Source organism: Psychrobacter sp. DM4 (assembly GCF_051307035.1).
In the GTDB taxonomy this organism is placed as follows: Bacteria; Pseudomonadota; Gammaproteobacteria; order Pseudomonadales; family Moraxellaceae; genus Psychrobacter.
In genome coordinates this window covers 1,304,064-1,328,815 of record NZ_CP195536.1, presented here as the reverse complement: position 1 = coordinate 1,328,815, position 24,752 = coordinate 1,304,064, and the positions used below count along the sequence as shown (strand labels likewise).

Annotated in this window: 22 protein-coding genes; 13 read left to right on the top strand and 9 right to left on the bottom strand. The window is 44.1% G+C overall.

Going from position 1 to position 24,752, the window contains the following annotated elements:
• Window positions 1-79: 79 nt before the first annotated feature.
• Both ureG and ACR64G_RS05710 read left to right on the top strand, forming a co-directional pair.
• A complete protein-coding gene (gene ureG / locus ACR64G_RS05715; RefSeq protein WP_435980541.1) occupies window positions 80-733 on the top strand; it encodes an urease accessory protein UreG in 654 nt (217 codons plus the stop codon).
• A 128-nt stretch (window positions 734-861) separates the two neighbouring features.
• A complete protein-coding gene (locus tag ACR64G_RS05710) occupies window positions 862-1,539 on the top strand; it encodes a HupE/UreJ family protein (protein ID WP_435980540.1) in 678 nt (225 codons plus the stop codon).
• Window positions 1,540-1,595: 56 nt separating this feature from the next.
• Here ACR64G_RS05710 and ACR64G_RS05705 read toward each other — a convergent pair whose 3' ends face one another.
• Window positions 1,596-1,826 carry a hypothetical protein gene (locus ACR64G_RS05705; RefSeq protein WP_435980539.1) on the bottom strand — a complete coding sequence of 77 codons (231 nt, stop codon included), beginning with the start codon at window positions 1,824-1,826 and terminating at the stop codon, window positions 1,596-1,598.
• Between the two features lie 79 nt (window positions 1,827-1,905).
• Window positions 1,906-3,033 carry an alkene reductase gene (locus ACR64G_RS05700; protein WP_435980651.1) on the bottom strand — a complete coding sequence of 376 codons (1,128 nt, stop codon included), beginning with the start codon at window positions 3,031-3,033 and terminating at the stop codon, window positions 1,906-1,908.
• Between the two features lie 184 nt (window positions 3,034-3,217).
• Here ACR64G_RS05700 and ACR64G_RS05695 point away from each other — a divergent pair, with 184 nt between their 5' ends.
• On the top strand, window positions 3,218-4,102 hold the full coding sequence (locus tag ACR64G_RS05695) for a LysR family transcriptional regulator (RefSeq protein ID WP_435980538.1): 885 nt from the start codon (window positions 3,218-3,220) through the stop codon (window positions 4,100-4,102).
• A gap of 142 nt (window positions 4,103-4,244) precedes the next feature.
• On the opposite strand, the gene ACR64G_RS05690 is transcribed toward ACR64G_RS05695, so the two are convergent.
• Window positions 4,245-5,396, bottom strand: a complete 1,152-nt coding sequence (locus tag ACR64G_RS05690; protein ID WP_435980537.1) for an acyl-CoA dehydrogenase family protein — start codon at window positions 5,394-5,396, stop codon at window positions 4,245-4,247.
• 321 nt (window positions 5,397-5,717) lie between these two features.
• On the opposite strand from ACR64G_RS05690, the gene ACR64G_RS05685 reads away from it, so the two are divergent.
• Window positions 5,718-6,437, top strand: coding sequence for a TetR/AcrR family transcriptional regulator (locus ACR64G_RS05685; protein WP_435980536.1), 720 nt, complete (start codon window positions 5,718-5,720; stop codon window positions 6,435-6,437).
• 206 nt (window positions 6,438-6,643) lie between these two features.
• Here ACR64G_RS05685 and ACR64G_RS05680 read toward each other — a convergent pair whose 3' ends face one another.
• The 5 genes from ACR64G_RS05680 to ACR64G_RS05660 form a co-directional block, all read right to left on the bottom strand.
• On the bottom strand, window positions 6,644-8,341 hold the full coding sequence (locus ACR64G_RS05680) for an AMP-binding protein (protein ID WP_435980535.1): 1,698 nt from the start codon (window positions 8,339-8,341) through the stop codon (window positions 6,644-6,646).
• Between the two features lie 61 nt (window positions 8,342-8,402).
• A complete protein-coding gene (locus ACR64G_RS05675; protein WP_435980534.1) occupies window positions 8,403-9,494 on the bottom strand; it encodes a CaiB/BaiF CoA transferase family protein in 1,092 nt (363 codons plus the stop codon).
• Window positions 9,487-11,667, bottom strand: coding sequence for a 3-hydroxyacyl-CoA dehydrogenase NAD-binding domain-containing protein (locus tag ACR64G_RS05670; protein ID WP_435980533.1), 2,181 nt, complete (start codon window positions 11,665-11,667; stop codon window positions 9,487-9,489). The genes ACR64G_RS05675 and ACR64G_RS05670 overlap by 8 nt, the downstream gene beginning before the upstream one ends.
• Window positions 11,668-11,723: 56 nt before the next feature.
• Window positions 11,724-12,932 carry an acetyl-CoA C-acetyltransferase gene (locus ACR64G_RS05665; protein WP_435980532.1) on the bottom strand — a complete coding sequence of 403 codons (1,209 nt, stop codon included), beginning with the start codon at window positions 12,930-12,932 and terminating at the stop codon, window positions 11,724-11,726.
• A gap of 111 nt (window positions 12,933-13,043) precedes the next feature.
• Window positions 13,044-14,195, bottom strand: coding sequence for an acyl-CoA dehydrogenase family protein (locus ACR64G_RS05660; RefSeq protein ID WP_435980531.1), 1,152 nt, complete (start codon window positions 14,193-14,195; stop codon window positions 13,044-13,046).
• Window positions 14,196-15,085: 890 nt separating this feature from the next.
• Here ACR64G_RS05660 and otsB point away from each other — a divergent pair.
• From otsB to ACR64G_RS05620, 8 genes are all read left to right on the top strand, one after another.
• The gene (gene otsB / locus ACR64G_RS05655) at window positions 15,086-16,036 is read left to right on the top strand and encodes a trehalose-phosphatase (RefSeq protein WP_435980530.1); all 951 of its coding nucleotides are present in this window, start codon (window positions 15,086-15,088) and stop codon (window positions 16,034-16,036) included.
• The gene (locus ACR64G_RS05650) at window positions 16,033-17,631 is read left to right on the top strand and encodes an alpha,alpha-trehalose-phosphate synthase (UDP-forming) (RefSeq protein WP_435980529.1); all 1,599 of its coding nucleotides are present in this window, start codon (window positions 16,033-16,035) and stop codon (window positions 17,629-17,631) included. Before otsB ends, ACR64G_RS05650 begins: the two co-directional genes overlap by 4 nt.
• A gap of 22 nt (window positions 17,632-17,653) precedes the next feature.
• The gene (locus ACR64G_RS05645; protein ID WP_435980528.1) at window positions 17,654-18,745 is read left to right on the top strand and encodes an acyl-CoA dehydrogenase family protein; all 1,092 of its coding nucleotides are present in this window, start codon (window positions 17,654-17,656) and stop codon (window positions 18,743-18,745) included.
• On the top strand, window positions 18,733-19,569 hold the full coding sequence (locus tag ACR64G_RS05640) for a PIG-L deacetylase family protein (protein WP_435980527.1): 837 nt from the start codon (window positions 18,733-18,735) through the stop codon (window positions 19,567-19,569). Before ACR64G_RS05645 ends, ACR64G_RS05640 begins: the two co-directional genes overlap by 13 nt.
• Before the next feature lie 13 nt (window positions 19,570-19,582).
• The gene (locus ACR64G_RS05635; protein WP_435980526.1) at window positions 19,583-20,350 is read left to right on the top strand and encodes a class I SAM-dependent DNA methyltransferase; all 768 of its coding nucleotides are present in this window, start codon (window positions 19,583-19,585) and stop codon (window positions 20,348-20,350) included.
• 50 nt (window positions 20,351-20,400) lie between these two features.
• Window positions 20,401-21,090 (top strand): glycosyltransferase, encoded by a 690-nt coding sequence (locus tag ACR64G_RS05630; protein ID WP_435980650.1) that lies wholly within the window; start codon window positions 20,401-20,403, stop codon window positions 21,088-21,090.
• A gap of 330 nt (window positions 21,091-21,420) precedes the next feature.
• Window positions 21,421-21,975: a carboxymuconolactone decarboxylase family protein gene (locus tag ACR64G_RS05625; RefSeq protein ID WP_435980525.1), complete on the top strand. Its 555-nt coding sequence runs from the start codon at window positions 21,421-21,423 to the stop codon at window positions 21,973-21,975.
• A gap of 222 nt (window positions 21,976-22,197) precedes the next feature.
• Window positions 22,198-22,602, top strand: coding sequence for a hypothetical protein (locus tag ACR64G_RS05620; protein WP_435980524.1), 405 nt, complete (start codon window positions 22,198-22,200; stop codon window positions 22,600-22,602).
• Window positions 22,603-22,804: 202 nt separating this feature from the next.
• Here ACR64G_RS05620 and ACR64G_RS05615 read toward each other — a convergent pair whose 3' ends face one another.
• Window positions 22,805-23,413 (bottom strand): TetR/AcrR family transcriptional regulator, encoded by a 609-nt coding sequence (locus ACR64G_RS05615; protein WP_435980523.1) that lies wholly within the window; start codon window positions 23,411-23,413, stop codon window positions 22,805-22,807.
• A gap of 624 nt (window positions 23,414-24,037) precedes the next feature.
• Between ACR64G_RS05615 and ACR64G_RS05610 the strand changes: the two genes are divergently transcribed.
• Window positions 24,038-24,733: a haloacid dehalogenase type II gene (locus tag ACR64G_RS05610; RefSeq protein WP_435980522.1), complete on the top strand. Its 696-nt coding sequence runs from the start codon at window positions 24,038-24,040 to the stop codon at window positions 24,731-24,733.
• Window positions 24,734-24,752 lie beyond the last annotated feature (19 nt).

Genomic DNA, 24,752 nt, shown 5'->3' with positions numbered 1-24,752 from the left:
CACTGACACACCTAACTTCTATTGAACAATACTTATTGAACTACCGTTATTTAATAACCCTTATCGAGGATATTTATTTATGGCACTAACACCCAAGGTCGAAAACACCCCTTTAGACACGACACTATCACCCCTACGCTTAGGTATTGGCGGTCCTGTTGGTTCAGGTAAAACAGCATTAACCCTCAGATTATGTCAGCGCTTACGTGATAGCGTCAATATGGCCGTAGTGACCAATGATATTTATACCAAAGAGGACTCTGAGTTCTTGACCCGTCATGAGGCGATGCCAGCCGAGCGTATTCGCGGTGTCGAAACAGGCGGCTGCCCGCATACTGCTATTCGTGAAGATGCCTCAATTAATCTCGCTGCCATCGCTGAATTACAGCAACAATTTGCAGGTCTTGAGCTTATTATTATTGAATCTGGCGGTGATAATTTGGCCGCTACCTTTAGCCCTGAATTATCCGACTTAACACTTTATGTCATTGACGTCTCAGCAGGCGATAAAATCCCTCGTAAAGGCGGGCCTGGCATTATGAAATCGGACTTACTCATTATCAATAAAACCGATCTTGCCCCTTTAGTTGGCGCGTCACTAGAGGTTATGGCACATGACGCCAAAAAAATGCGCGGTGATAAGCCTGTGGTCTTTAGTAACATGAAAACAGGCGACGGTCTGGATGATATTGTGGCCTTTATTCTTGATAAAGGCATGATAAGTGCGGCGTAAGAAGCTACCTGTATTGTTATCTCTTAAAGCCACATATTCTATGGCGTCAATAACTATTTTATCCACTGATAAACGGCGCAGCAGATCGTGAGTATATCGATTTGTTGACTTATTAAGGATGTATTATTATGAGCACAAAAGCATCACAATCTATAGCCTCTAAAAACCTCACTAGCAAAACAGTAATCATCAGTGGCTTGGCACTACTGTCATTGCTACCGACACTGGCATTTTCTCATTCTGGGCACGACCTACTAGCGACAGATGCCGCATTTATAAGTTCAATATTGTCTGGCATAACGCACCCTTTGACGGGGCTTGATCACCTCATGCTAGCACTCGGTATGGGCATGCTATTGACTCAAATGCACAGCTTCAAAAAAGGCTTTGCCTCATTAGGGGTTGGTTTGGTAGTGGGATTTGCACTGAGCTTGAGTGTGAGCTTGAACCCTATGTTCATCGAATACGGTATTCTATTCTCTATCGTCGCACTCACCACAGCCCTTATGAGCCGATACTTTAATAACTCATTGAATCAAAGCAACAAAGCATCCGTTAAAACATGGCATAACTTAGCCATCATTGGTTTTGGTGCGCTCGCGACGTTCCATGGGGCTGCACATGCTATTGAAATTCCGGCAAGCAGTTATACCGCTGGTTTCTTTACTGGTATGATCATTGCTATGCTTGGTCTATATACTATCGGTAAAGGCGTTGCCATTTATTTGAACCATCACTTGCAAGATAGCCTAATTGTGCAACGCGTTATCGCTGGTTTTGGATTGTGTGCTGTACTGTTGAGTTAGCGGTGCGTTTGGTATGTTCATCCAAGCAATGAAAACATTATGATTTAAATAGCGACCTAAGACCTCCTCTCCTCTTTTCTTAAACGCTTAATAAGCCAGCCTGCTAGTGGGAATGAGATCATTTGTGTCAGCGGAACGAGTATTATTGTCTCGATAAGTACTACTACTGGCAGACTCAAGTCGTAGGTTATAGGTTTTAATAACGTTAGCACGATTAACAAAGTCGGATAAAGGCCGACATACCCTACTAATATGCGTATCAGTCTGTCTTCAAGATTCTTACTCATTACGTGATGTCACCTTATAAAGAAAAACTTAAATTCATAAGTAAAAAATTAAGACCGCGAACGGTCTTAATTCACTGATTTATTTTTGGTAATAGGGGTAGTCACTATAGCCAATGTCAGTGCCACCATACATCGTGGTAGCATCCACCTCATTGAGTGGCCAATGATTGGCTATGCGTTCAGGTAAATCGGGATTAGCAATAAAAGGACGACCAAAAGCAAATAGATCCCCATAACCTTTAGATAATATATCGACCGACTTTTGCACCGTGTATTTACCCGCATAGATAATACGTCCTGAAAACTCAGCTCTGACTGCTTGATAAAAAGGCTCTGGTAAATCAGGTGCATTGTCCCAATCAGCCTCTGCAATAGATAAGTAAGCAATACCCGCTTGTTCAAGTACTTTAATCGCTTCAATATAAGTATGGTGAGGGTCTGACTCTACCAATCCTAAATACACACGAGTCTCATCGGTACTCGCAAATAGTGGCGCAAAACGTACGCCTAAACGATCGGCACCGACCACCTCGCTGACGGCAGAGACCACTTCTTGTAAGAAACGCAGACGATTAGCCAGCGAACCACCATACTGATCATTGCGTGTATTACTATGCTCAGAGATGAATTGATTCACTAGATAACCATTGGCACAGTGTAGCTCTACCCCATCAAACCCAGCTTCTAGCGCGTTGCGTGCGGCTATTGCATACATAGCGACCAACTCGCCCACCTCTTCTGTACTGAGTGCGCGTGGCTCACTTGGATCGGCTAAAGCGCCTTCGCCTGGACCGGTTTCAATAAATACTTTGACGTTAGTGGCAGTGATAGCAGATGGAGCGATAGGCCGAGCTTGGTTTGGTTGCAAGCTGGTATGAGACACACGACCAACATGCCATAGCTGCCCGAAAATAATACCTCCTTTAGCATGTACCGCCTGTGTGACTTTTTTCCAGCCTTCAATTTGCGCTGGTGAATAAATTCCTGGCGTCCATGCGTAACCTTGGCCTCTTGGCTCAATCTGTGTACCTTCGGTCACCATAAAACCTGCCGAGGCGCGCTGTGCATAATAGCTTGCCATTAGATCGTTAGGGATATTGTCAGGTTGCGTACTACGAGAGCGCGTCAATGGTGGCATCACGATACGGTTTTTAAGCGTATAAGGTCCAAGTTCTACAGAGGAGAATAAGGGACTGGTATTTGTCATAGTTGGGATAGGTTGTTTCATAACACTCTCTTTTAAAGCAAACGGATAGGCTTATTTTTGAGCCACTGAATCTGTTTTTAGATTCAATGGGCTGCTTAAGCAATGTTGGTCAGCATAGAGTCTTATAGGTACAATTAGAAACAACCTTTTCTTGTTTAAGATACAATTATTAATGGTATAGATTATGAATGGTATGAACCAGCTTGATATCAAGCAGCTTAGAGTGCTACAGGCATTGCTTGATCTAAAGAATCTCTCAAAAGTTGCGCGCAAAATGGGACTGACGCAACAGGCGATCAGTGAGCAGTTGCGTAAGCTACGGGACTTGTTTGATGATCGTTTGTTTATCCGTCAAGGCAATAGCATGGTAGCAACACCAAAAGCACTGTCGATGCGGCAACCGATTGACGATATATTAAAACAGTTAGAAGTGTTATTAGAGCCGGAGGTGTTTACACCGCAAACCTATAAGGGTGTGTTTACGATTAGTGCGACCGATTATGCGACGCAGGCATTATTACCACAATTATTTCATATAACGCGCCGTGAAGCGCCTGATTTAAGGTTAATAGTGCGCGACTTTGCTTCAGATAACATCAATCAGCTAATTGCAGCAGGTGAACTTGATCTGCTTATTACCTTTCCCGAATTTATTCCTAATAATTTATCGTATGTGACGCTGCTTAATGAACAACATTTATGCATTACTGGTTGTGAAAATACCGTTGCAACAGAGGCATTAACACTGACACAAATTGCCGCACAGCCGCAGCTGGTGGTATCGCCTTCGCGTGCCAACTTACGTGGATCCCATGATCAATGGTTCGCCGAAAAAGGCCTTAAGCGAAACATCGTGATGTCAGTGCCTAGCTTTTCAGCCGTGCCAGATATTCTATATACCACCGATATGATTGCTTTTTATCCTGCGCGACTACTACCAAACAATAAGGTTAAAGAGCTTGACGTAGAGGCCTTACCGCCCACTTTTAAGGTAATAGCCGCTTGGCATCCACGTACCAATGACAGCGGCATCCACCGTTGGCTCATTGAGCAATTAAGAACATTATAATAAATGTTGATCGCTATTTAATAAAGCTGTCACCTGACAGATAAACTCGAACAACGATTTAATCGCCCGTGCAATGCATAACAGACCTATCTTAGCCGTCTTAATTGACTATATTATATAAGATAATTTTGCCAAATAAGAATTACATAAAGCGTGATGCTAATTCCTTCATAATTTCATTGGTACCACCATAGATTTTTTGTACTCGTGCATCAGCATACAAGCGAGCTATTGGATATTCCATCATATAGCCATAGCCGCCGAATAATTGCACGCATTCATCCATAACGATGCACTGCTTTTCGGTAACCCAATATTTGATTAGAGCCGCATGTTGAACGGTAAGTTCCTTTTTCAAGAGTGATTCGATAGCGGCATCGCACAATGCGCTAGATGCAATGTAATGACTATTACATTCAGCAAGTTTGAATCGAGTGTTCTGAAAGCTCCAAACTGGCTTGCCAAAAGCAGTACGCTCTTTGGTGTAAGTAATAGTTAAATCCAGCGCTAATTTCATAGCGCCAATGCCTGCTAAGGCAACAATCAAACGCTCTTGTGGCAGCTCTTGCATGAGCTGTGCAAATCCCATCCCTTCAACCGTACCCAAGAGATTCTTTTGTGGCACACGCATATTACTAAAAAACAGCTCTGAGGTGTCTTGCGACGCCATGCCGAGCTTTTTGAGCTTCTTGCCGCGCTCAAACCCTGGAGAATTATCAGTTTCGACGACGATTAATGAGACGCCTTTTGCGCCTTGCTCTCTATCAGTCTTACAAGCGACAATAATTAAATTGCCTAACTGACCATTCGTTATAAAAGTCTTTGAACCATTGATAATGTAGTCGTCACCCTCTTTTACCGCATAGGTCTTAATATTTTGCAAATCTGATCCTGTACCAGGCTCAGTCATAGCAATCGCGCCGATCATGTCACCTGATGCCATTTTCGGTAGCCACTTTTGCTTTTGCTCGTCTGTGCCATGATGAAGAATATAAGGCGCGACAATACCAGAATGCAAAAACCCACCAAAGCCTGACATGTTAGCTTCAGATTGCGCATAAATGAGCGCTGTTTCGTGACGAAAATCACCACCAGCCCCGCCATACTCCTCTGGCATTGAAGCACATAAAAAACCCATCTCGCCCGCCTCTAACCACGCTTCGCGGTCAAGCATGCCATCGTCACGCCATTTTTCATCGTGTTGCTCCCAACTCTTAAACAGCTTGAGCGCACTCTCATGCAACATCTCAATCTCTTCGTTCATCCAGCTAGGTTTAAAGCAGTTGATCGTCATAGGGTAATCCTTAGTAGTATAAATCTAAATAGGTATTGGGATGTAAAACACGTTTCACGCTAGTGATAAGCGTACTAGACTTAAATGCCATCTATGAGCAAACACTAACCCTTATTATTCAAAAGACAACTCATAGTAATAATAATTACCATTATAACCCATGATTCCATCTATTGTATTGTCTAGATCACATCATATTATTGTATAAAAATAGCTTATTATTAGCAATAATTTATATTATAATGGTAATTATAATTATCGTATATAACAAGCTCAAAACCTAACGGTTTAAAGGCGAATCTTATGAATGGAAAATAAAATATGACATCCTCACATTCAAAACCTCAGCTGAGCTCAAATACGAGCACCAGCAAAAAAGGTTGTAAAAATAAGAACATGACACCTAAGTCAGATACTCAAATTCAACCTGTAACCGTCACGCCGTTAAGTGAGATGCGTCCTGCTACTTTGGACAAAATAGAGAAGGCTGTGCGCCAACTTTTTGCTGATAGTGATGTTAGTGATATTACTATGATAGAGATTGCAAACACCGCAAACGTGTCACTACAAACGCTCTATAAGTATTTTGGTGATAAGCAAACCGTACTGTATACCATTATGGATATGGTACTAGTGAGGCTTGCGGCCAGAATGATGGATCACCTGCAAGGTATCGATAGTGTAGAGGATCGATTGCGCAAGACCTTGTGGGTATGCTTAGATTTTGTAGATACTCAGCCTGATGCGGTGATGGTACTATCTAAGGTATCAATTGCGCGTTTTCATAATATCGCTATCTACAAGAACAAAGAGCTCATTGATGCGTTTTTGAGTGTACTAGAGGATGGCCAAAAGCGCGGCGTACTCGTCGATACAGTGCCGCTTTTCATTCTATTTGATGTGTTTATGGGATTTATCAGTCGTCTAGGTATTATGCACACCGTTCGTCAAGCAAAAGTACCATTGAATGAGAACTTTGATGCTCTGTTCAACATGTTATGGCGTTCAATCTCCAAGCCTGAGTTATCTCACACCAAATGAATTATTGAAGGTGCTATTGTTCAAGGTGCTATTGTTCAAGGTTTTTGAGCTTCCTTCAAAGGGTCACGACATTGAATTGAGTTGCAATGCTCTTGGCAGTAGAGGGTCGCCATTGATTAAAATATGTTAAATAGTCAACAATAAAAAAGGGCTTATGTTTCATTCAGTCCTTTTTTGTTCGTCTATGAGGCAGAGCTATTTAAAAATTAGCTAGAAGTCGCTGCCGAATGAGCCGAAGCCCTAAGTTTATGACGCAGTATCTTCCCTACGGTAGATTTGGGTAATTCCTCGATAAACTCGATATGACGCGGACACTTATAAGCTGCTAAATTTTCTTTACATAGCGCCTTTATATCCCCCTCATTTAAACTCGGATCTCCTTTAACGACATACACCTTTACGGACTCGCCTTGACGCTCATCAACGACACCCACCACTGAACATTCAGCAACTTTAGGATGGGTCTCGATAACATTTTCGACTTCGTTGGGATAGACGTTAAAGCCGCTGACAATGATCATATCTTTTTTGCGGTCATATATCTTGATAGCGCCCTGCTCATTCATAGACGCGATATCACCTGTCTTTAAGTACCCATCAGCGGTGAAAAAGCTATCATTATCAATGTTATGATAGCTTGAGATAACGTTATCGCCTTTGATGCACATCTCACCGACTTCACCTAATTTGAGAATCTCTCCCTCGTCATCTCGAATACTGATATCGACTCCAGGTAGCGGCAGACCGACGTTGCCGCTGTACTTCATGCCATCAAAGGGATTGGCAGTACCGACTCCCAACGTCTCAGACATACCCCACCCCTCAAGGATAGGTAAGCCTGTGACGTCAACCCAGCGCTTGGCAGTCTCAGGCGTCGCTGCCATGCCGCCAACCAGAGTTAATTTGCACTCAGAGAAATCTAGCTCCTTAAATTTAGGGTTCATCAAAAACGCTTGGAAAAGAGTATTTACGCCAGGAAGCAGATGAAAGGGGCGCTTGGCTAGAATTTTGATAAAGCTGGGGATATCGCGCGGGTTGGTCACCAAGGTGAGATGTTGACCTACGCTCAAGCCGACTATCGAGCAGATAAAGGCATAAATATGATAAAGCGGTAGCGCAACTATAGTATTCATCTGCATATCGTCGCCAACGTCGGCATAAACAGGTTTGAACCATTCACCAAACTGATAAGTCGCGGTCACAACGTTCTTGTTGTTGATTAAGATCCCCTTAGCAACACCTGTAGTGCCTCCAGTATATTGCAGCATCAACAAGTCATCAGCCTTTGAGCTAGGCCGAGAATAGGTCAATTTTTTGGCTTGCTTTAGCATAGATTTATAGCTGGTAACACTATGATGGGTATTGGAGCTGAGCTCATAGCTAGGAATGGCTTTTTTGACATAGTTAGCGGCAAGGTTTACAAGTGTCCCTTTAGCTGTCCCTAGCATGTCGCCTATTTTGCTAATGACTACCGTTTTGACAGGCGTATTTTTAACGATTTTTTCTAGAGTTTTACAAAACGGCTCTAGGATGAATAGCGCGGTGGTTTCAGAATCAACAAGCTGATATCTTAGTTCACGAGGACTGTACAATGGATTAATTAAAGTCGTTACCATACCCGCTCGTATTACTCCCAAAACGATGGGCAAGTACTGATGAACATTGGGCATCATAATACCTATGACTGAGCCTTTGGCCAGCCCTAAGTGTTGAATCCAAGCGGCAATCGCTAACGATATTTTGTCAATTTGCGCATAAGAGTAGCTCACGCCCATATTGCTACTAAACTCTCGATCGGCAAATGCTATCAATTTATCCTCTACGATATCAATGACCGTACTGTGCGGCAAATCTATCTGGGCATTGACCCCTGTCGGATAACTCTCTGTCCAAAACTTATCCATAACTTACCTTCCTTGGTAATTGATTTAGGGAACAAACAACTTTAAAACTTATACATGAAAATCATGACTTAATATCTTGCCATCCTATCGTGCTGTCATGCTCGTCTTGATGAGCAAATAGTGGATGCGCCTTAGCCTCTTCTAAGCTCAAAACAGGAGTGACGCAAACATCAGCTAATTTAAAAGCTTGCTGCCAAAACTCAAGCGGTTGACTGGCAAACTTTTCAGTGACTTTGGCGGCGGCCTCTTTGCTAGCAGGCAGGTTTGGCATCACACCGCGCTGCCAATGCGCGTCTTTGAGCTCAGATAGCTCTAGAACCTCACACAATCCTTGCCAGAACTTAAGTTCCAATGAACCCACTGCCATGTAACGATCATCTGAGGTTTTGTATAAGCGGTAGCACGGTAGCAGTCCACCCAAAAAGTCATGCTGAGGCGGTGGATTCTGACCTGAGAAGCTTTTAACTAGCGTACCTGTCGCCTTTGGCATAACCATGTGATTGTATAAACTATGCGTCATACTAACTGCAACATGGCGACCTTTACCCGTGCGCTGAGCGGCAAAAACCGCTGCTAGCAAGGCAATCACTGCCGTATCACTACCGCCTGCCAAATCTGCGAACTGGACGTTGGGCATAGCCTGTTCGCCAGTTGCGGTACGCAGCTGATCGAGTACGCCACTCATCGCCATAAAGTTGATATCGTGACCGGCTTTGTCCGCCCAGTCGTGAGTCACGTCGCTGCCATCAACCATGCCATAGCCTGTGATTGAGACGATAACTAACTTTGGGTTTATTGCATGCAAGGTTTGGGCGTCCAAACCCATACCCTTTAGCACTCCAGGGCGAAAGCTATCGAGCATAACATCAGCATTTTTGAGGTGCTCTTTGACTGACGCTATGCCCTTTTCATCACGAAAATCGACCTTTTCGATTGTTTTACCGTGGTTCAAGGCATCAAACAATCCACCCAAGGCGCGAGCAGGATCGCCACCTTTGGGCTCGATTTTGATGATATCTGCACCCAAATCAGCAAGCAGACGCGTGGCAAAAGGCCCCGGCAGATTGCGCGTCAAATCTATGATGCGCAATCCTTGTAAGCAATCGCTCATCTGACTAATAGCTGATGTATTTGAAATATCATTATTAGCCATCTACGAAATCCTCGCCACTTGACGCCATCTCTACCAAGATGTTAGCTGGCTCAAAACGTTCGCCATACTGCTTGGCAAGTTCACGACTACGAGCTACAAATTGCTTGACACCCATAGAATTAATGAACTGTAATGTACCGCCTTGATGCGGCGCAAAACCCCAACCAAAGATAGAGCCGATATTGGTATCAGCGACAGAGCGCACGACATTTTCTTCAAAACACTTAGCCGACTCGTTAGCTTGAATAAACATCAAACGATCTACCAAGTCCTCTTGGCTTGGCTGCTCAGCGCTTGTGGGATATAAGTTCACCAGCTCAGGCCATAAGTGCTTATCGCCTTTATCGGGATACTCATAAAAGCCTTTGCCGTTCTTTTTACCTTCACGGTCATGCTCTTTGACTAAAGTTTTGAGAATATCGTACGACGGACGCATTGGCATGGTTTTGCCTTCCGCTTGCATATCCTTTTGCTGCTGCTCGCTCACAAGCAAGGCTAAGCTTAGTGACACCTCATCTTGTAGCGCTAGTGGCGGCATAGGCATGCCGGTTTTCATACCAGCAACTTCGATACTGCGCGGATGTACGCCCTCGCCTAACATGGTGACGCCTTCTGACACATAAGTGCCGAATACGCGCGAAGTATAAAACCCGCGACTGTCATTGACGACGATTGGCGTTTTGCCGATTTGCAATACATAATCAAAAGCTTTGGCTAAGGTATCATCGTCAGTTTTTTCGCCGACAATGATTTCAACCAGCGGCATCTTGTCGACGGGCGAGAAGAAATGTAAACCAATAAACTGCTGAGGACGTTTGCTTGCTTGGGCCAATCCGGTAATAGGCAAGGTTGAGGTGTTAGACGCATAAACCGCTGATTCTGGAATCACGGCTTCGGACTGCTGCGTACACTTGGCTTTGATTTCACGGTTCTCAAACACCGCTTCAATGATTAAATCGCAATCTGCTAGATCGTCATAAGAGACGGTCGGCTTGATACGATCCAGTAGCGCTTGCTTCTTGTCTTCAGTAGAGCGTTTACGACTGATGGCTTTATCTAGGAGGTTTGTAGAGTAGGCTTTGCCTTTTTCAGCACCTGCCAATTCGGTATCGAGCAATACGACCTCTAGTCCTGCTTTGGCACTGACATAAGCAATACCTGCGCCCATCATACCTGCGCCTAAAATGCCGACCTTTTTGGTTTTATAGCGCTCAACGCCATCGGGACGAGATTGACCTTTTTTGATGCTATTGAGCTGCGTCCAAAGGGTATTGATCATATTTCTAGATTCAGGCGATAAGACACAAGCGGCAAAAAAGCGCGACTCAAGCTCAAGACCGGTATCGATATCGACGATGCAGCCTTCAAAGACGCTAGACATGATATGCGTGATCGCAGGATAATTGCCATGCGACTTTTGATTGGCCATGGCAGGCGCGATAGAGAACACTTGCACCACTTTGGGATGCATGCTGTTACCGCCTGGGATTTTAAAGCCTTTTTTGTCCCAAGGTTGTTGTACTTTGGGATTGGCTTTTATCCACTCTTTCGCTTGCGCTACCATATCATCGTTATCAGTAGCTGTTGCATCAATAAGACCAATATCTAAGGCCGCTTTAGCCCGTAGCTCAACCCCTTGCGTCATCAGCTCAAGCGCTTTTTGGATACCAACAAGCCGTGGCAGGCGCTGAGTACCGCCGCCACCTGGCAGCAATCCTAGCTTAACTTCTGGTAGACCCAGCTTAGTCTTTGGCGAGTCAATCGCTATACGATAGTGACAGGCTAACGCCAGCTCAAGCCCGCCACCTAATGCGGTGCCAGTCATAGCAGCGACCACAGGTTTACCTTCGCTCTCAAGTTTACGTAGGCAGGCTTTTAAGTCTTCGACCAGATCAAATGCTTGCTTGGCAGTTTCAATGTTAGAGAGCTGATCGATATCCGCGCCAACCACGAAGCTGTCTTTTGCTGAGGTTAAGATTAAGCCCTTAGCAGACTCATCATTAATAAAGCTGTCCGTCAAAGTGGCAAAAGCGTCAGTAAACCCATCGCCTATCACGTTCATTTTGCGATCGCTTTGATCGATAGTGACGGTGACGATACCGTCATTATCACGCTGCGCTGAAAAATTAGCTAGAGTGTTTATAGCGTCAATGCTGTCTGTATTTGTAGTCATTTTTTATCCTTTAAATGATCTCAAAGTTATCATTTTTATTTTGGTAAATAGAGAGGTTATACTCGCTCAATGATAGTCGCAATACCCATACCGCCACCGACGCACAAGGTGAGCATAGCGGTTTTGAGGTCGCGGCGTTCTAGCTCATCGAGTACGGTAGTCATGAGCATAGCGCCCGTAGCACCCAGCGGATGACCCATAGCAATAGCGCCGCCATTGACGTTGACAATATCAAGCGAGATACCTAGGTCATGAGCGGTATTCATAGGAACGGCGGCAAAGGCTTCATTGATCTCCCAAAGATCAATATCAGAGGCGCTCATACCCGCTTTTTTGAGCGCTTTATGGCAAGCGGGTGTTGGACCCGTTAGCATGATAGCGGGTTCTGAGCCGATGACGGAGGCCATAGTGATCTTGGCACGCGGCGTAAGACCCGCTTTTTTGCCAGCAGCAGCGCTACCGACCAAGCATATCGCCGCACCATCAACGATACCTGATGAGTTGCCCGCATGATGCACGTGGTTTACGTTTTCGATAGTGGTGTACTTATCCAAAATAACACTGTTAAAACCCATCTGACCGGGCATCACAAAAGAGGGGTTTAGCCCTGCTAAGGTCTCAACCGTGGTATTCGGACGGATAGTCTCATCTTTATCCAATAACAACATACCGTTAATGTCTGTGACGGGCACGACTGACTTATTATTATAGCCCTGCTCCCAAGCGTTAGCAGCGCGGCGATGCGACTCAGTAGCGAACGCGTCAACATCGCGGCGACTAAAGCCATTGAGCGTGGCTATTGTGTCAGCGCCAACCCCTTGTGGTACGAAGCCAGTCGCTTCATTGACTCGTGGATCCATGTACCACGCACCACCATCAGAACCCATAGGCACACGGCTCATAGACTCAACGCCGCCTGCGACGACTAAATCCTCCATGCCCGACATGACTTTGGCCGCAGCAAGGTTAATAGACTCAAGTCCTGAGGCGCAGAATCGAGATAACGTTAAACCCGCCGCGCTCTGCGCCCAGCCGGCATCAAGGACCGCAGTACGAGCAATGTCAGAACCCTGCTCGCCCACGGGAGTCACGCAGCCCAGCACCACATCATCCACCAAGCTGGTGTCCAAGTTATGGCGCTGCTGCATCTCTTTTAACAAGCCACGCACCAGCCATATAGGCGACGCTTGGTATAAAGCGCCGTCTTTTTTACCTTTACCACGTGGGGTACGGATACTGTCATAGATATAAGCGGTCTCAGTCATAAAAATCCCTTTTTACTTTTTGGATAGGTAACAAATTAATGGATAGTACATGGAATAAACAACTAGATGACTTGATTAATAAATCCAGCGACATCTTTGGCATAAAGCAAATTACATAAAGCGGGCAGCTAGCTCTTTCATAATCTCGTTGGTGCCGCCGTAGATTTTTTGCACCCGCGCATCAGCGTATAGACGGGCGATAGGATACTCATTCATATAACCATAACCACCGAATAACTGCACACATTCATCGATCACATCGCACTGCTTTTCAGTGACCCAGTATTTGATCAATGAGGCATGAGGAATAGACAGTCTATTCTCCATGATGGCATCTATCGCCAGATCACACATGCTATGAGCAGCTAGATAATTGGCATAACACTCCGCCATTTTGAATTTGGTATTTTGAAATCTCCAAACGGGTTTGCCAAAGGCTTCACGTTGCTTGACATAATCAAGAGTCAGATTAATAGCCAGCTTCATCGCGCCGATACCTGTCAGTGCAATAATCAAGCGCTCACGCGGCAACTCTTGCATCATCTGAATAAAGCCCATCCCTTCTATCGGACCGAGCAGGTTCTTTTGTGGTACACGCATATTACTAAAGAAAAGCTCTGAGGTATCTTGTGACGACAGGCCAACTTTATCGAGATTACGACCGCGCTCAAATCCTTCTAGAGCATCAGTCTCTACGACGATAAGGGAGACACCTTGAGCGCCTTTGTCACGGTCTGTCTTACAGGCTACCACAATCAAATTAGCATGCTGACCATTGGTAATAAAAGTTTTTGAGCCATTGATAATGTAGTCATCGCCATCTTTTACCGCGTAAGTCTTAAGCGCTTGCAAATCAGAACCGGTGCCAGGTTCTGTCATAGCGATGGCTGCGATATACTCGCCCGTCGCCATTTTGGGTAGCCACTCTTGTTTTTGCTCATCAGTACCATGACCTAAGATATAGGGGGCTACGATGCCTGAGTGAACGATACCGCCAAAACCTGACTGATTAGATTCTGCTTGTGCATAGATAATCGCAACTTCATCACGAAAATCGCCGCCGCCGCCGCCATATTCTTCGGGCATTGAGGCACATAAAAAACCGTTCTCGCCAGCCTCCTCCCAAGCCTTGCGATCGATCATGCCATTCTTACGCCATTTCTCATCATTTGGCTCCCAGCCTTGAAACATTTTAAGCGCACTCTCATAGACCATTTTACGCTCTTCAGTCATCCAGTTTGGGGCTAAATTTTCAATGCTCATAACCTTTATCCTTGGCGATGTTAGCTTGTGCTAATAGAAATATTTTGCAGTACAAAGCAGCGGTAATACCAAGCGTTAAAATAAATGGTAATTATAATTACCCTAATATCGAGCTTGGTCATCGCTCCTATCCACCAAATCATAGGTCATATACTAGGATAGTAAGTATAGGGTTGCAATCGATATTTATTTAATAGTAATTAATATTACTATTAAATAAATACGTCAATAAGCTGTGAGCTGGGAGGGATGCTCATATCGTCATCTTCCTTACTATCAATAATGCGTTATACAGTTAAAAAAGATCAGTGGAACGACCCACGCTTAGTGCAACAAAGGTGTCTATTCATCATCTGCGCAAGAAGTTATGTGACGATCTGATTGTAACCAGACGCGGTGTCAGCTCTCTTATGCTCCTAACAATAAGTATGTTTATACTCAAATTGTCAAACTAGAGTTTATTGAATTAAAGGACTAATACTAATAAAATCTATACGCCATTGCGTATTTTTGCCTGTGCACTGTGGCAAACTTATTACAAGTTTTGTGCTATTTTGTCCATAAATACTCAAAGCGTGTTTGATCTTTCGCGAGTAGGCATCGCTGATTACCAAAACTGTTCCAGACCAAGCCTAAAACGACGGTAATGCTCGTGCTTTAACTCGGTTTACAACGTAGTATAAGTACACAGACAGAGACTGTTTTTTCCACCTACTTGTCAACAGTAGACGCTTAGAATATCTAAACTTGCTGTTTTTAATGGTATTGTCTAAAAAATAGCTTCTGTCAGTATTACGGTCGACTGATAAAACACGCCCTAATCTACACATATCTCATTACAACCCTTCATCGTATTAGCTCTGACGTCACGTTCTACTAAAGGAATAAATATGACTCCTGCACCTGACTCTAGCGTAAATACATCGCCTATACACCTTCAGCCAAACAAAATCGCTGACCATTTATCTTACAATAAGAAGTACTGTCTGTTTTTGGACATAGACGGTACACTGGCTACCTTTACCCTTGACCCAAAAGACAGCATTATTCCCATCACCACTTTGACGCTATTGCAACAGATACAGAGCTTGGGTGTTAGCATTGCGGTTGTCACAGGTCGCAGTCTGGTTGAGGCACAAAAGATGCTATCGCCCTTAGTATTGCCAATAGCAGCTACGCATGGTTTAGAGATAGTACCCAATAACGGCTTAAATAGTAGCCTTAATAATGATGAGTCTACGACCGCTGTACCTGTCGACCCCAGTGAGCTCAATGATATAAAGCAGATCATTATTGCACTGTGCGCGCCATATGCTGATTTTACTTTGGAGGATAAACCTTACTCTGTTGCTTTGCACTATCGCCAAAACCCTGCCTTGGCTGATGTCGCTTATAATCTCATGGAAAAGGTGAGCAATAACTATCCTAATTGGTGCTTAAAACAAGGTAAGTTTGTTTGGGAGATAGTCCCAGAGGGCGTGAACAAAGGTACAGCGATTTTAACTTTGCTACAAGGACTACCAGCTGTTGATACGCTTTGTCCTATTTTTTTGGGTGACGATATTACGGATGAAGCAGGGTTTTTGGCTGTGCAGAATCCTAGCGGCGTCATTGACGAGAAGGAGGGTAAATCTGAGCACTACTATCAACACTTGACAAAGGGTATGGGCATCAAGGTAGGTGAAGAGCCTACTTACGCCCGCTTTTATTTGCATGATACTGATGACGTTGTCGTCTTACTCCATCATTTTTTGAAGTTTTTTCAAGCACAAGCGTCTCTCCTCTCTCACCCAGATAGTCCTGTATCAATGAACTCAAATACACTGAGATCAAAGTCATGAGCCGATTAATCGTCTTATCTAATCGAGTAAAAATGCCTGATGATGCACAGGCGGCAGGCGGCCTTGCCGTAGCATTAGACGATATATTGGTAGGTAACTCAGTAATTTGGATGGGCTGGAATGGTAAGGTTATCGACGCTTGTGATGATACTATCAACGCATTTGGTACGAGTAAACGGACGATATCAACACGTGCAGCAGATAGAGACATTACCTATGTGACCACAGCGCTCACACGCAAGCAATACCAGCACTTTTATTGTGGTTTTGCTAATAGTGTACTGTGGCTATTACTGCATGAGCGCCCTGATTTGGTGAGTCAAGCCGATGATGATTATGCAGGTTACCAGATGGTGAACCATCTTTTTGCTCAGCAATTACAAAAGGTTGTTCAGCCAGATGATGTGATTTGGGTACATGATTATCACTTTTTGAGCGTGGCTTATTATTGCCGCAAACTTGGTATAAAAAACCGTATCGGCTTTTTTTTGCACATCCCATTTGCTCCTCTTCTATTGTGGCAAAAGCTTGCTCAAAGTGGGCAGCTAATAGAGCATCTTGCTCATTATGATGTGCTTGGTACACAAACTGAACAAGATAAAGCCAATGGTGTTGACGTGTTAAAATATTACATGAAAGGCACTATAAAGACCCGACCAAGACTTTCGTCCTCAACCCTCCCATATATCCAGCAAAGCTCTTTTAGGACTATAAAATCCGATAGAACTCACTTTAGAGTTGATACAAGTTTAGCACCGCTGCACTGCCTGAGTATCAAGGCTTACCCTATTGGCATCAATGTAAACAAAATCCAAAATCGGGTTCGTCATTTATCTTGCAAAAACCCAACATCTAACCCTGACAACAAGGCTATTAAGTCAGTAGCGCAGCAAATCATAGCAGTAGATAGGATTGATTACTCTAAAGGTTTGTTGGAGCGCTTCTCAGCGTATGTCCATTTTCTTCAGCAGTACCCGATTTATCAAAATCAGTTGCAACTATTACAAGTGGCATGCCCAAGCCGCTTAGATTTACCTGTTTATCAGCAGCTTTATGATGACGTCAAAAAAATGGTCAAAAGTAGTCATCACAGCTTATTACCCAGTAGCTGTATTCATAACGGTACTCAAGACTGTCAAACACATCAAAGGCAAGCCATTGCTTATAGCGAAAAGGTACTCAACCATGACAGCTTGATGAGAGCGTTTTGGCAAAGCGATATTGGCTGGGTAAACTCGCTCAAAGATGGCATGAATCTGGTTGCCAAGGAATATGTCGCAGCGCAAAATCCTGATAATCCTGGCGTTCTATTACTCTCCAAATATGCTGGAGCCGCTGCACAAATGCAGGCAGCGGTCACAATAGATCCACATCAGACTAAGAGTATGATACAAGGCTTAAAGATCGCCCTGATGATGCCGCTCTCAGAACGAAAAGATCGTCATCAAACGCTGTTAGCAGGGTTACAGGACTATGATATTCACGCCTGGCAGCAAGACTTTTTAGAGGATTTATATAGCAATAAAAAGTCTCAAACTAAAAGCATATCTGGGGACTGCGCTCATACAGACCCTGCTCATAAATTGAATGGATAAGCATAACTGGGAGCACACTATAGTGATTGTAAAAAACCCTTTATTGCAGACTATAAAAGCGGCTGTAGAAAGAAAAATAGCCGCTGATTATCAGGCGCGAAGTACGCGTAATCTTACTGATAAGTTGCGCTGTGACATACTATATATCCTGGTTACGCATAGTGAGAATGTCCTACATCCTACCAGCGAGAACGAACTACTTGCTCATACACTTAAGCGCTGGCAAATCTTAGCTTATGTCGCCGGCGTTGATTTGACACTTGCCAAATGGTTTGAATCTCATTTAGATGCGCTAAGTATACTGCAGGAACTAGGCTACGATAAACCTATTAAGGGACTGCTTGCGGTTTGGGCAGCAGAGGGCCATCCCCTCAGCTTTGAGCAAGACAAATTTAGTCAGCATGGCATAGTGAATGGCACCAAGGCGTGGTGTTCAGGCGCAGCTATTGTCGATTATGGGCTAATGAGCTATCGAGACAAGAACGGTCATGCGCAGCTGCTTTTGGTCGATATGCAGCAAGAGGGCATTGAGAGTGATTATAGGGGCTGGCAAGCAGTCGGTATGCAAGCCACTGATACAGCCATAGTACAGTTTAATAAAGTTACAGCTGAGCAAGTAGGCACAGCGAATGCCTATTTAAATAGAGCAGGATTCTGGCATGGAGCCGCTGGGGTGGCCGCTTGCTGGTATGGAGCCGCTATTTCTTTGGCCGATTACTTGGTACTTGCCTATCAGCAAAAACCTTGTAATTATAAGGCGATGTATTTAGGTCAAATCAGCATAGCATTAGCAGCGACTCAGCAGTCCTTTCATCATATGGCGCGCGTCATTGACGCCCAGCCGCAGCATAGCCATGAGCTGACTATTCGCCAACTCAGAGCAAGCACTGAGCAAGTAGCAAGGCAAGTGCTAGAGAGTGTCGGACAAGCATTGGGCGCTGCGCCATTTTGTAATAATGCACATTTTGCAAGACTGGCCGCCGATCTGCCTGTGTTTATTCGCCAAAGTCATGGCGCTTTTGATCTACAAAAAATTGGCGAGCTGACTAGTGAATCAGCCAATCGCTTATCAGGCGATGCAACAAACGGGCAGGGATATATATGGCAACTATAATACCTAGTAATATTGAGTCTCTAAAAGATAGTGTTATCAAACACGACCATCCGATTGTTGGTGATCGTGTGATTGAAGGGGATGGAACCAGTCAAGACGCATGGCAGAACTGGCAAGAACTGCACAATTTACCGCCGTTAGATATAGCGATAAACATCACAGCACTTACGAGAGTATGTATTTTTGCCCCGCACCCTGATGATGAGATACTAGGCTGTGGCGGCTTGCTCCAGCATTTAGCCGTTAATGGCACCCCCATCCTCCTTGTACACGTAACCAATGGCACTCAAAGCCATCCAAACTCAGAGATTTATCCACCAGAGCGCCTCAATACTATTCGCCCGCAAGAAAGCATGAACGCCTTAAAAGCGCTTGGTGTCGCGCCTCAAGTATCCACTATTACTCTTAAGCTCACTGATGGTAAGGTGTTCGCCGAGCGAGAATTGTTTAAGAAAAAACTAGCAACCATTATCCGTCCTAACGATATTTTGGTGACGCCCTTTGTTCATGATGGACATCCTGATCATGAGGCTACAGGACAAGTCGTCAAAGCCTATGCCAAGCTGCATCATTTACCCTGCTATCAAGTCTTGATCTGGGCATGGCACTGGGCTAAACCTGCTGATAGCCGGGTTCCTTGGCATCTCGCTCTCAGAGTGGACTTAACTGCCGAGCAAGTACGGCGTAAGTCTCATGCCATTACCTGCTTTACCAGTCAAATTAGCACCGATCAGAGTACAGGCAATCCGCCCATTTTATCAGCACAAACCATCGCTAGAATCAGTCAACCTTGGGAGGTTTATTTGCATGAGCTGCAATCCTAGATCTACAACGGTAATGAGTCACGACCACCCTGAAACAGATAATAGTGACGGCTCAAATACCTCTTATACCACCTCAATAGACTGCACTGAATCCGGTGCCTACTCACAGACATATTTTGATGCATTGTATAGCGACAGTAGCGATCCTTGGCAGTACCAGACCCGCTGGTATGAAAAGCGAAAACGCGATATGTGTCTTGCGGTATTGCCACAAGCTAAGTATAACAACGCTATTGAATTGGGCTGCGGTAATGGCGTGTTTAGTGAATGCCTTGCGCACCGTTGTCAGGCATTGGTCAGTATAGATGGTAACGCCAATGCAGTACAACATGCCAAACAACGCCTGAAAGCCTTGTCACATATCAAGGTGATACATGGCATTATTCCTCATGCCTTATCGACTTTAGCAGAGTCACCTCTGTACGCTTATCCTTTGTCAGACACTAGTCTCACTAATAAAACGGCTTTTGATTTAATCGTCATCAGCGAGATTCTATATTACTTATCGCCCGCTGATGTTGATAGTGTCATCTTGTGGGTGAAACAAAACTTAGCGGTAGACGGTACTTTACTCTGTTGTCATTGGCGCTATGCTATCGATGGTTTTGATATGACGGGAGATATAGTGCACCAACGCTTGCAGCAAGCGTTCAATGTATCAGCTAATCACACAGAACACTTAGCCTTTTCGCATCAGAGTCAGATTATTGATAGCGATTTTTTGTTAGATATTTGGCAGCACTCCCCTGCGTCCGTCGCTATGCAAGAAAACCTAACATGATAGATGACACAGATAAGCGATATCAGACAGACAAACAAGACGCGCCTAATATGAACATCGCTATTGTTATTCCTGCGCACAATGAGGAGTTGACTATCAGCGATTGTTTGGCATCAGTGCAAACTGCGATTGAACGGTTACCCTCAACCATTACTGTCAATACGCTAGTGGTTCTAGATAGCTGCACCGATGACACGCTATCGTTAGTCAAAGATGCTGGGATCGATTATATAAGCTGTGATTATCGGTGTGTGGGACAGGTGCGTGATTTGGGAGTTCGTCATGCAATCGCTCAGGGTGCAACTTGGATCGCTTGCACTGACGCCGACACTCTAGTAGCTACAGAGTGGCTAGAGCAGCAAATGGCTCATATCACTGACCTGCCTATTAATAGCCAATCTACTGATATGATTTGCGGCGTAGTCAGTGTCGATAGCTGGGCGCATCTGACACCTAAAACGCGTGACGACTATTTGGCTCATTACCAAGACACAATGAACCATCGTCATATTCATGGGGCAAACTTAAGCTTTAGTAGTGAGACCTATATTGCTGTTGGGGGTTTTGCAGCCCTTCAATGCCATGAAGATGTGGATTTAGTTAAAAAATTTGAGAAGAAAAATTACGTAATTACTTGGAGTAACCGCGTCCGCGTGACTACTAGCAGCCGCTTACAAGCTCGAGCAAGTGAAGGGTTTGCCGCATTTTTGGCCACTATAGAAAAAGACAATAAAAAGTAATTATACCAATACCGAGCTTTTATTCTCATTCTTCATGCCGCTATTACACTCTACAATGTTTAACAATAAGCCCCAATATTTTCATTTTTAAACCCCCTGCCGTTACATGAGTAGTTGAAACGCTTTGAGCTGTCATAAACTATCAGTAACACAAACAGCCGTTACAAATATTTGAGCAATCACTCAAATATAAATTGAGCGATTGCTCAAAATGATTTATAGTGGGCTCAGTTAGCGAATAAAGACCAATACCTCTTCACTGATTTCAATCAATCAAACTTAGATACTCATTTAAATATTCATAAACTTAGAGACTCACAAGGACCCTATATGACCGATTTTACATTACATAACAAAGAAACAGCTCCTGCCGATAGCAAAGAATTACTCGATGTCTCTATCAAAGCCTTTGGCATGGTTCCAAATTTGCATGCGGTAATGGCTGAAGCACCAGGACTATTAGAAGGCTATCAGCATCTACATCAACTGTTCTTAGATAGCAGCTTTGATGATGATGAGACCACTGTGGTATGGCAAACCATCAACGTTGAACATGCGTGCCATTACTGCGTACCCGCTCATACTGGCATCGCCAAAAGCATGAAAGTCGATGATGCTATCACTAATGCGTTACGTGATGAGACACCACTTCCAACAAAAAAACTAGAAGCATTACGTGACTTCACTCTATCAGTAGTTCGTAATCGCGGTCATGTCGATGATGCGGCTGTACAAGCATTCCTAGATGCAGGTTTCACCAAGCGTCAAGTGCTAGAAGTGGTGCTAGGTGCGGCGCAAAAAGTGATGAGTAACTACACCAACCATCTTGCTAATACCCCAGTGGATAAGCCGTTTGAGAAATTTGAGTGGCATAAAGCGGGCTAATAGTACGGCGACTTAAGCGTTGCCATAATGCCTTCGATAGCCTATCAATGCCGCTTAAAAATTTTTAGGCGGCATTCTTGTTGGGAGAACGATAGTCTTTGAGAACGACAGTCATTGCATGAGACGCGGTTTACTCATGATACCTAATCGACTATTGGCACTCATTCTACTTACCCTATTGCTCTGAACTTGTAATCACAACATATTAAAGGGTTACTCCTTATGCCAAAACATTTACCGCTCTCTTTATTGCTACTGCGACTAGGGATTTTTGTCGTTTTCTTATTTTGGACGCTCGATAAACTGATAAATCCTGAACACACCACAGGATTATTTTCTAAGTTTTACGGCTTTGAAGATATGGGGAACACGGCCATCTATATGATAGGTAGTGTCCAGTTAATCCTTATTGTACTGTTTGTCGCAGGACTTTTTAAAGTATGGACCTATAGTGCCGTTTTGTTGTTCCATGCAGCCTCTACTCTATCCAGTTTTGGTTTGTACCTTGAGCCCTTTGACAATCTACTATTTTTTGCAGCTTGGCCTATGCTATCAGCCTGTATTGCCTTGTTTTTGATGAGGGATTGGGACACACTAACTTTGGGCAAAAAACGCGCACTACCTTAGAACGCAGATGTCCTTTAGCAGATCACTACTAGAAAATTACTACGACAGTTCACGGTAGTGACTGCTATTATTAAGACTATATGGCGAGTTGACCATGATCAATGTCACGCTGCTCTTAGCCTTTACTGTCTTAGATGATTAGAGGGTATACTCGTAGACATAATAATCGTGGTTTTTTAATTGAGTCTAACTCTATCTATATCTATATCTTATTAGCGTCTATTTGCAGCGCCTCTAAAGATAATGCCATATCCTCAGCGAGCTCATGCACCGCAGAACTCTCAACATCACGCTGAGCGAAGGCACGCAAACCCATTACCTCAGCCTGTAATCGACGCGCCAGCCTAGTCGCATCAAGGGTATCATCTAACTCCTCTAATCGCTGCGCCTCAGCAAAACACTCGGCAAAACGCGCCTCCATGCCCGCTAGTAATTTTTCGACCTTATCTAAGGCTAATTGTTCGCGTACGCCAAGCTCTAGTAAGCTTTTGACCAGCATACAAGCCCGACTAGGTAATCCCTTGTCACGAATACCGCCAAGCTGACGCATAAAAGCGGCTAATCCTAACAAAGGCGACTGATGAGTGGCGAGTATACGTTCAAGCTCATTGAGTGAGGACTGCGCATAATAATCCAGCGCTTCTTGAAACAAGCCATCCTTATTGCCAAAAGCGGCGTAAATGCTACCCGGACGCATATCTAAGGCTTGTTCGATATCCTTTAGCGAGGTGGCATGGAAGCCTTTGTGCCAGAATAGGGCTATAGCGCGCTCTAACGCCTCATGACGATTGTATAAAGTAGTTCGTGACATAGTAAATCCTGATGCTAAAAGCTGTGACCACAAATAATGAGACAAGTACAGCGGTACAATTTGAGTGATTACTCAATTTTATCTTGACTCGCTATAACAGTCCAGTTAAAGTTTATTAAAGATGCTTAGGCTATTGGTTCTAGCTAGCTGTGTTGGGTCAAACGAGTACTGGTCGTCGTTACCAATGCTCAGACGTACTTAGAATATAAGTAGTCAGTACAGAGCAAAGATCCCAGTTTTTTAGACTATTTCAGCGGTAAGCGAAGTGGCCTTAGGTACTTTAAATAATAAGACGGTAAATACTACAGTGATACTAGGGCGTGTTTGATATTCGATTATGTCACTAACAGAGCCTATTTTTTAGACGGCTCAAAGGTAAAAATAGTAAGGTAAAAACAGTAAGACAAGTCTTCTAAGCGTCTATTTTTATCAAAGGAGTGGCAAAAAAGAGTCCTGTCCCATAGCATGCCTTTTTTAGCCTTTTACATTGAGTGAATGCTCAAATTTATCTTGAATGAACGCTCAATATCGTTTAGAGTGAAACCAAATAGCGTAATAGTTGTGACTCTAATTACTAACTTGACTCTTATTCGTACTATCTCACCTTGATAAGAAGGATTGTATATGTCCTCTACTCCGTTACCTTCAGTTATCGTGTTTGATGTTAATGAGACTCTACTCGATATCGAAACACTTGCGCCTTTGTTTGCTCGCTTATTTGGTGACGAGAACATATTAAGAGAATGGTTCGCGCAATTGGTGCTTTATTCGCAAGCTATGACCTTATCTAGTCTGTATACACCTTTTGGTGAGCTTGGTGTTGGTGCCTTAAAGATGACGGCTGATATTCACAAGATTACGCTGACTGACCAAGATATTAACGAGTTTAAGCAGCTTATGAGTGAGATGCCCGCTCACCCTGATGCCATGCCAGCGTTGACCAAACTACGTGATGCTGGATTCAGACTGGTGACATTAACTAACTCCGCGAGTAGTGCTTCGCCAACGCCACTTGAAAAGGCGGGATTAAGCGCGTTCTTTGAGCGCTCGTTTAGCGTTGAGACAGTAGAAAAGTTCAAACCTGCGCCCGAGACTTATCAAATGGTCGCCAAAGCATTATCGGTTGAAACGTCTGATTTATGTCTTGTCGCCTGTCATCTTTGGGATACGATTGGGGCGCAAGCAGCTGGTTGTCAAGGCGCGTTTCTCACACGTCCTCACAATGCTATGTTACCCGCAGTTAATGTACCAACCCCAGACGTTACAGCTTCAGATCTGGTCACGCTTAGCGATCAGATTATCGACAAGTATCAAATTTAAAAAGACTGACGCCGAATTT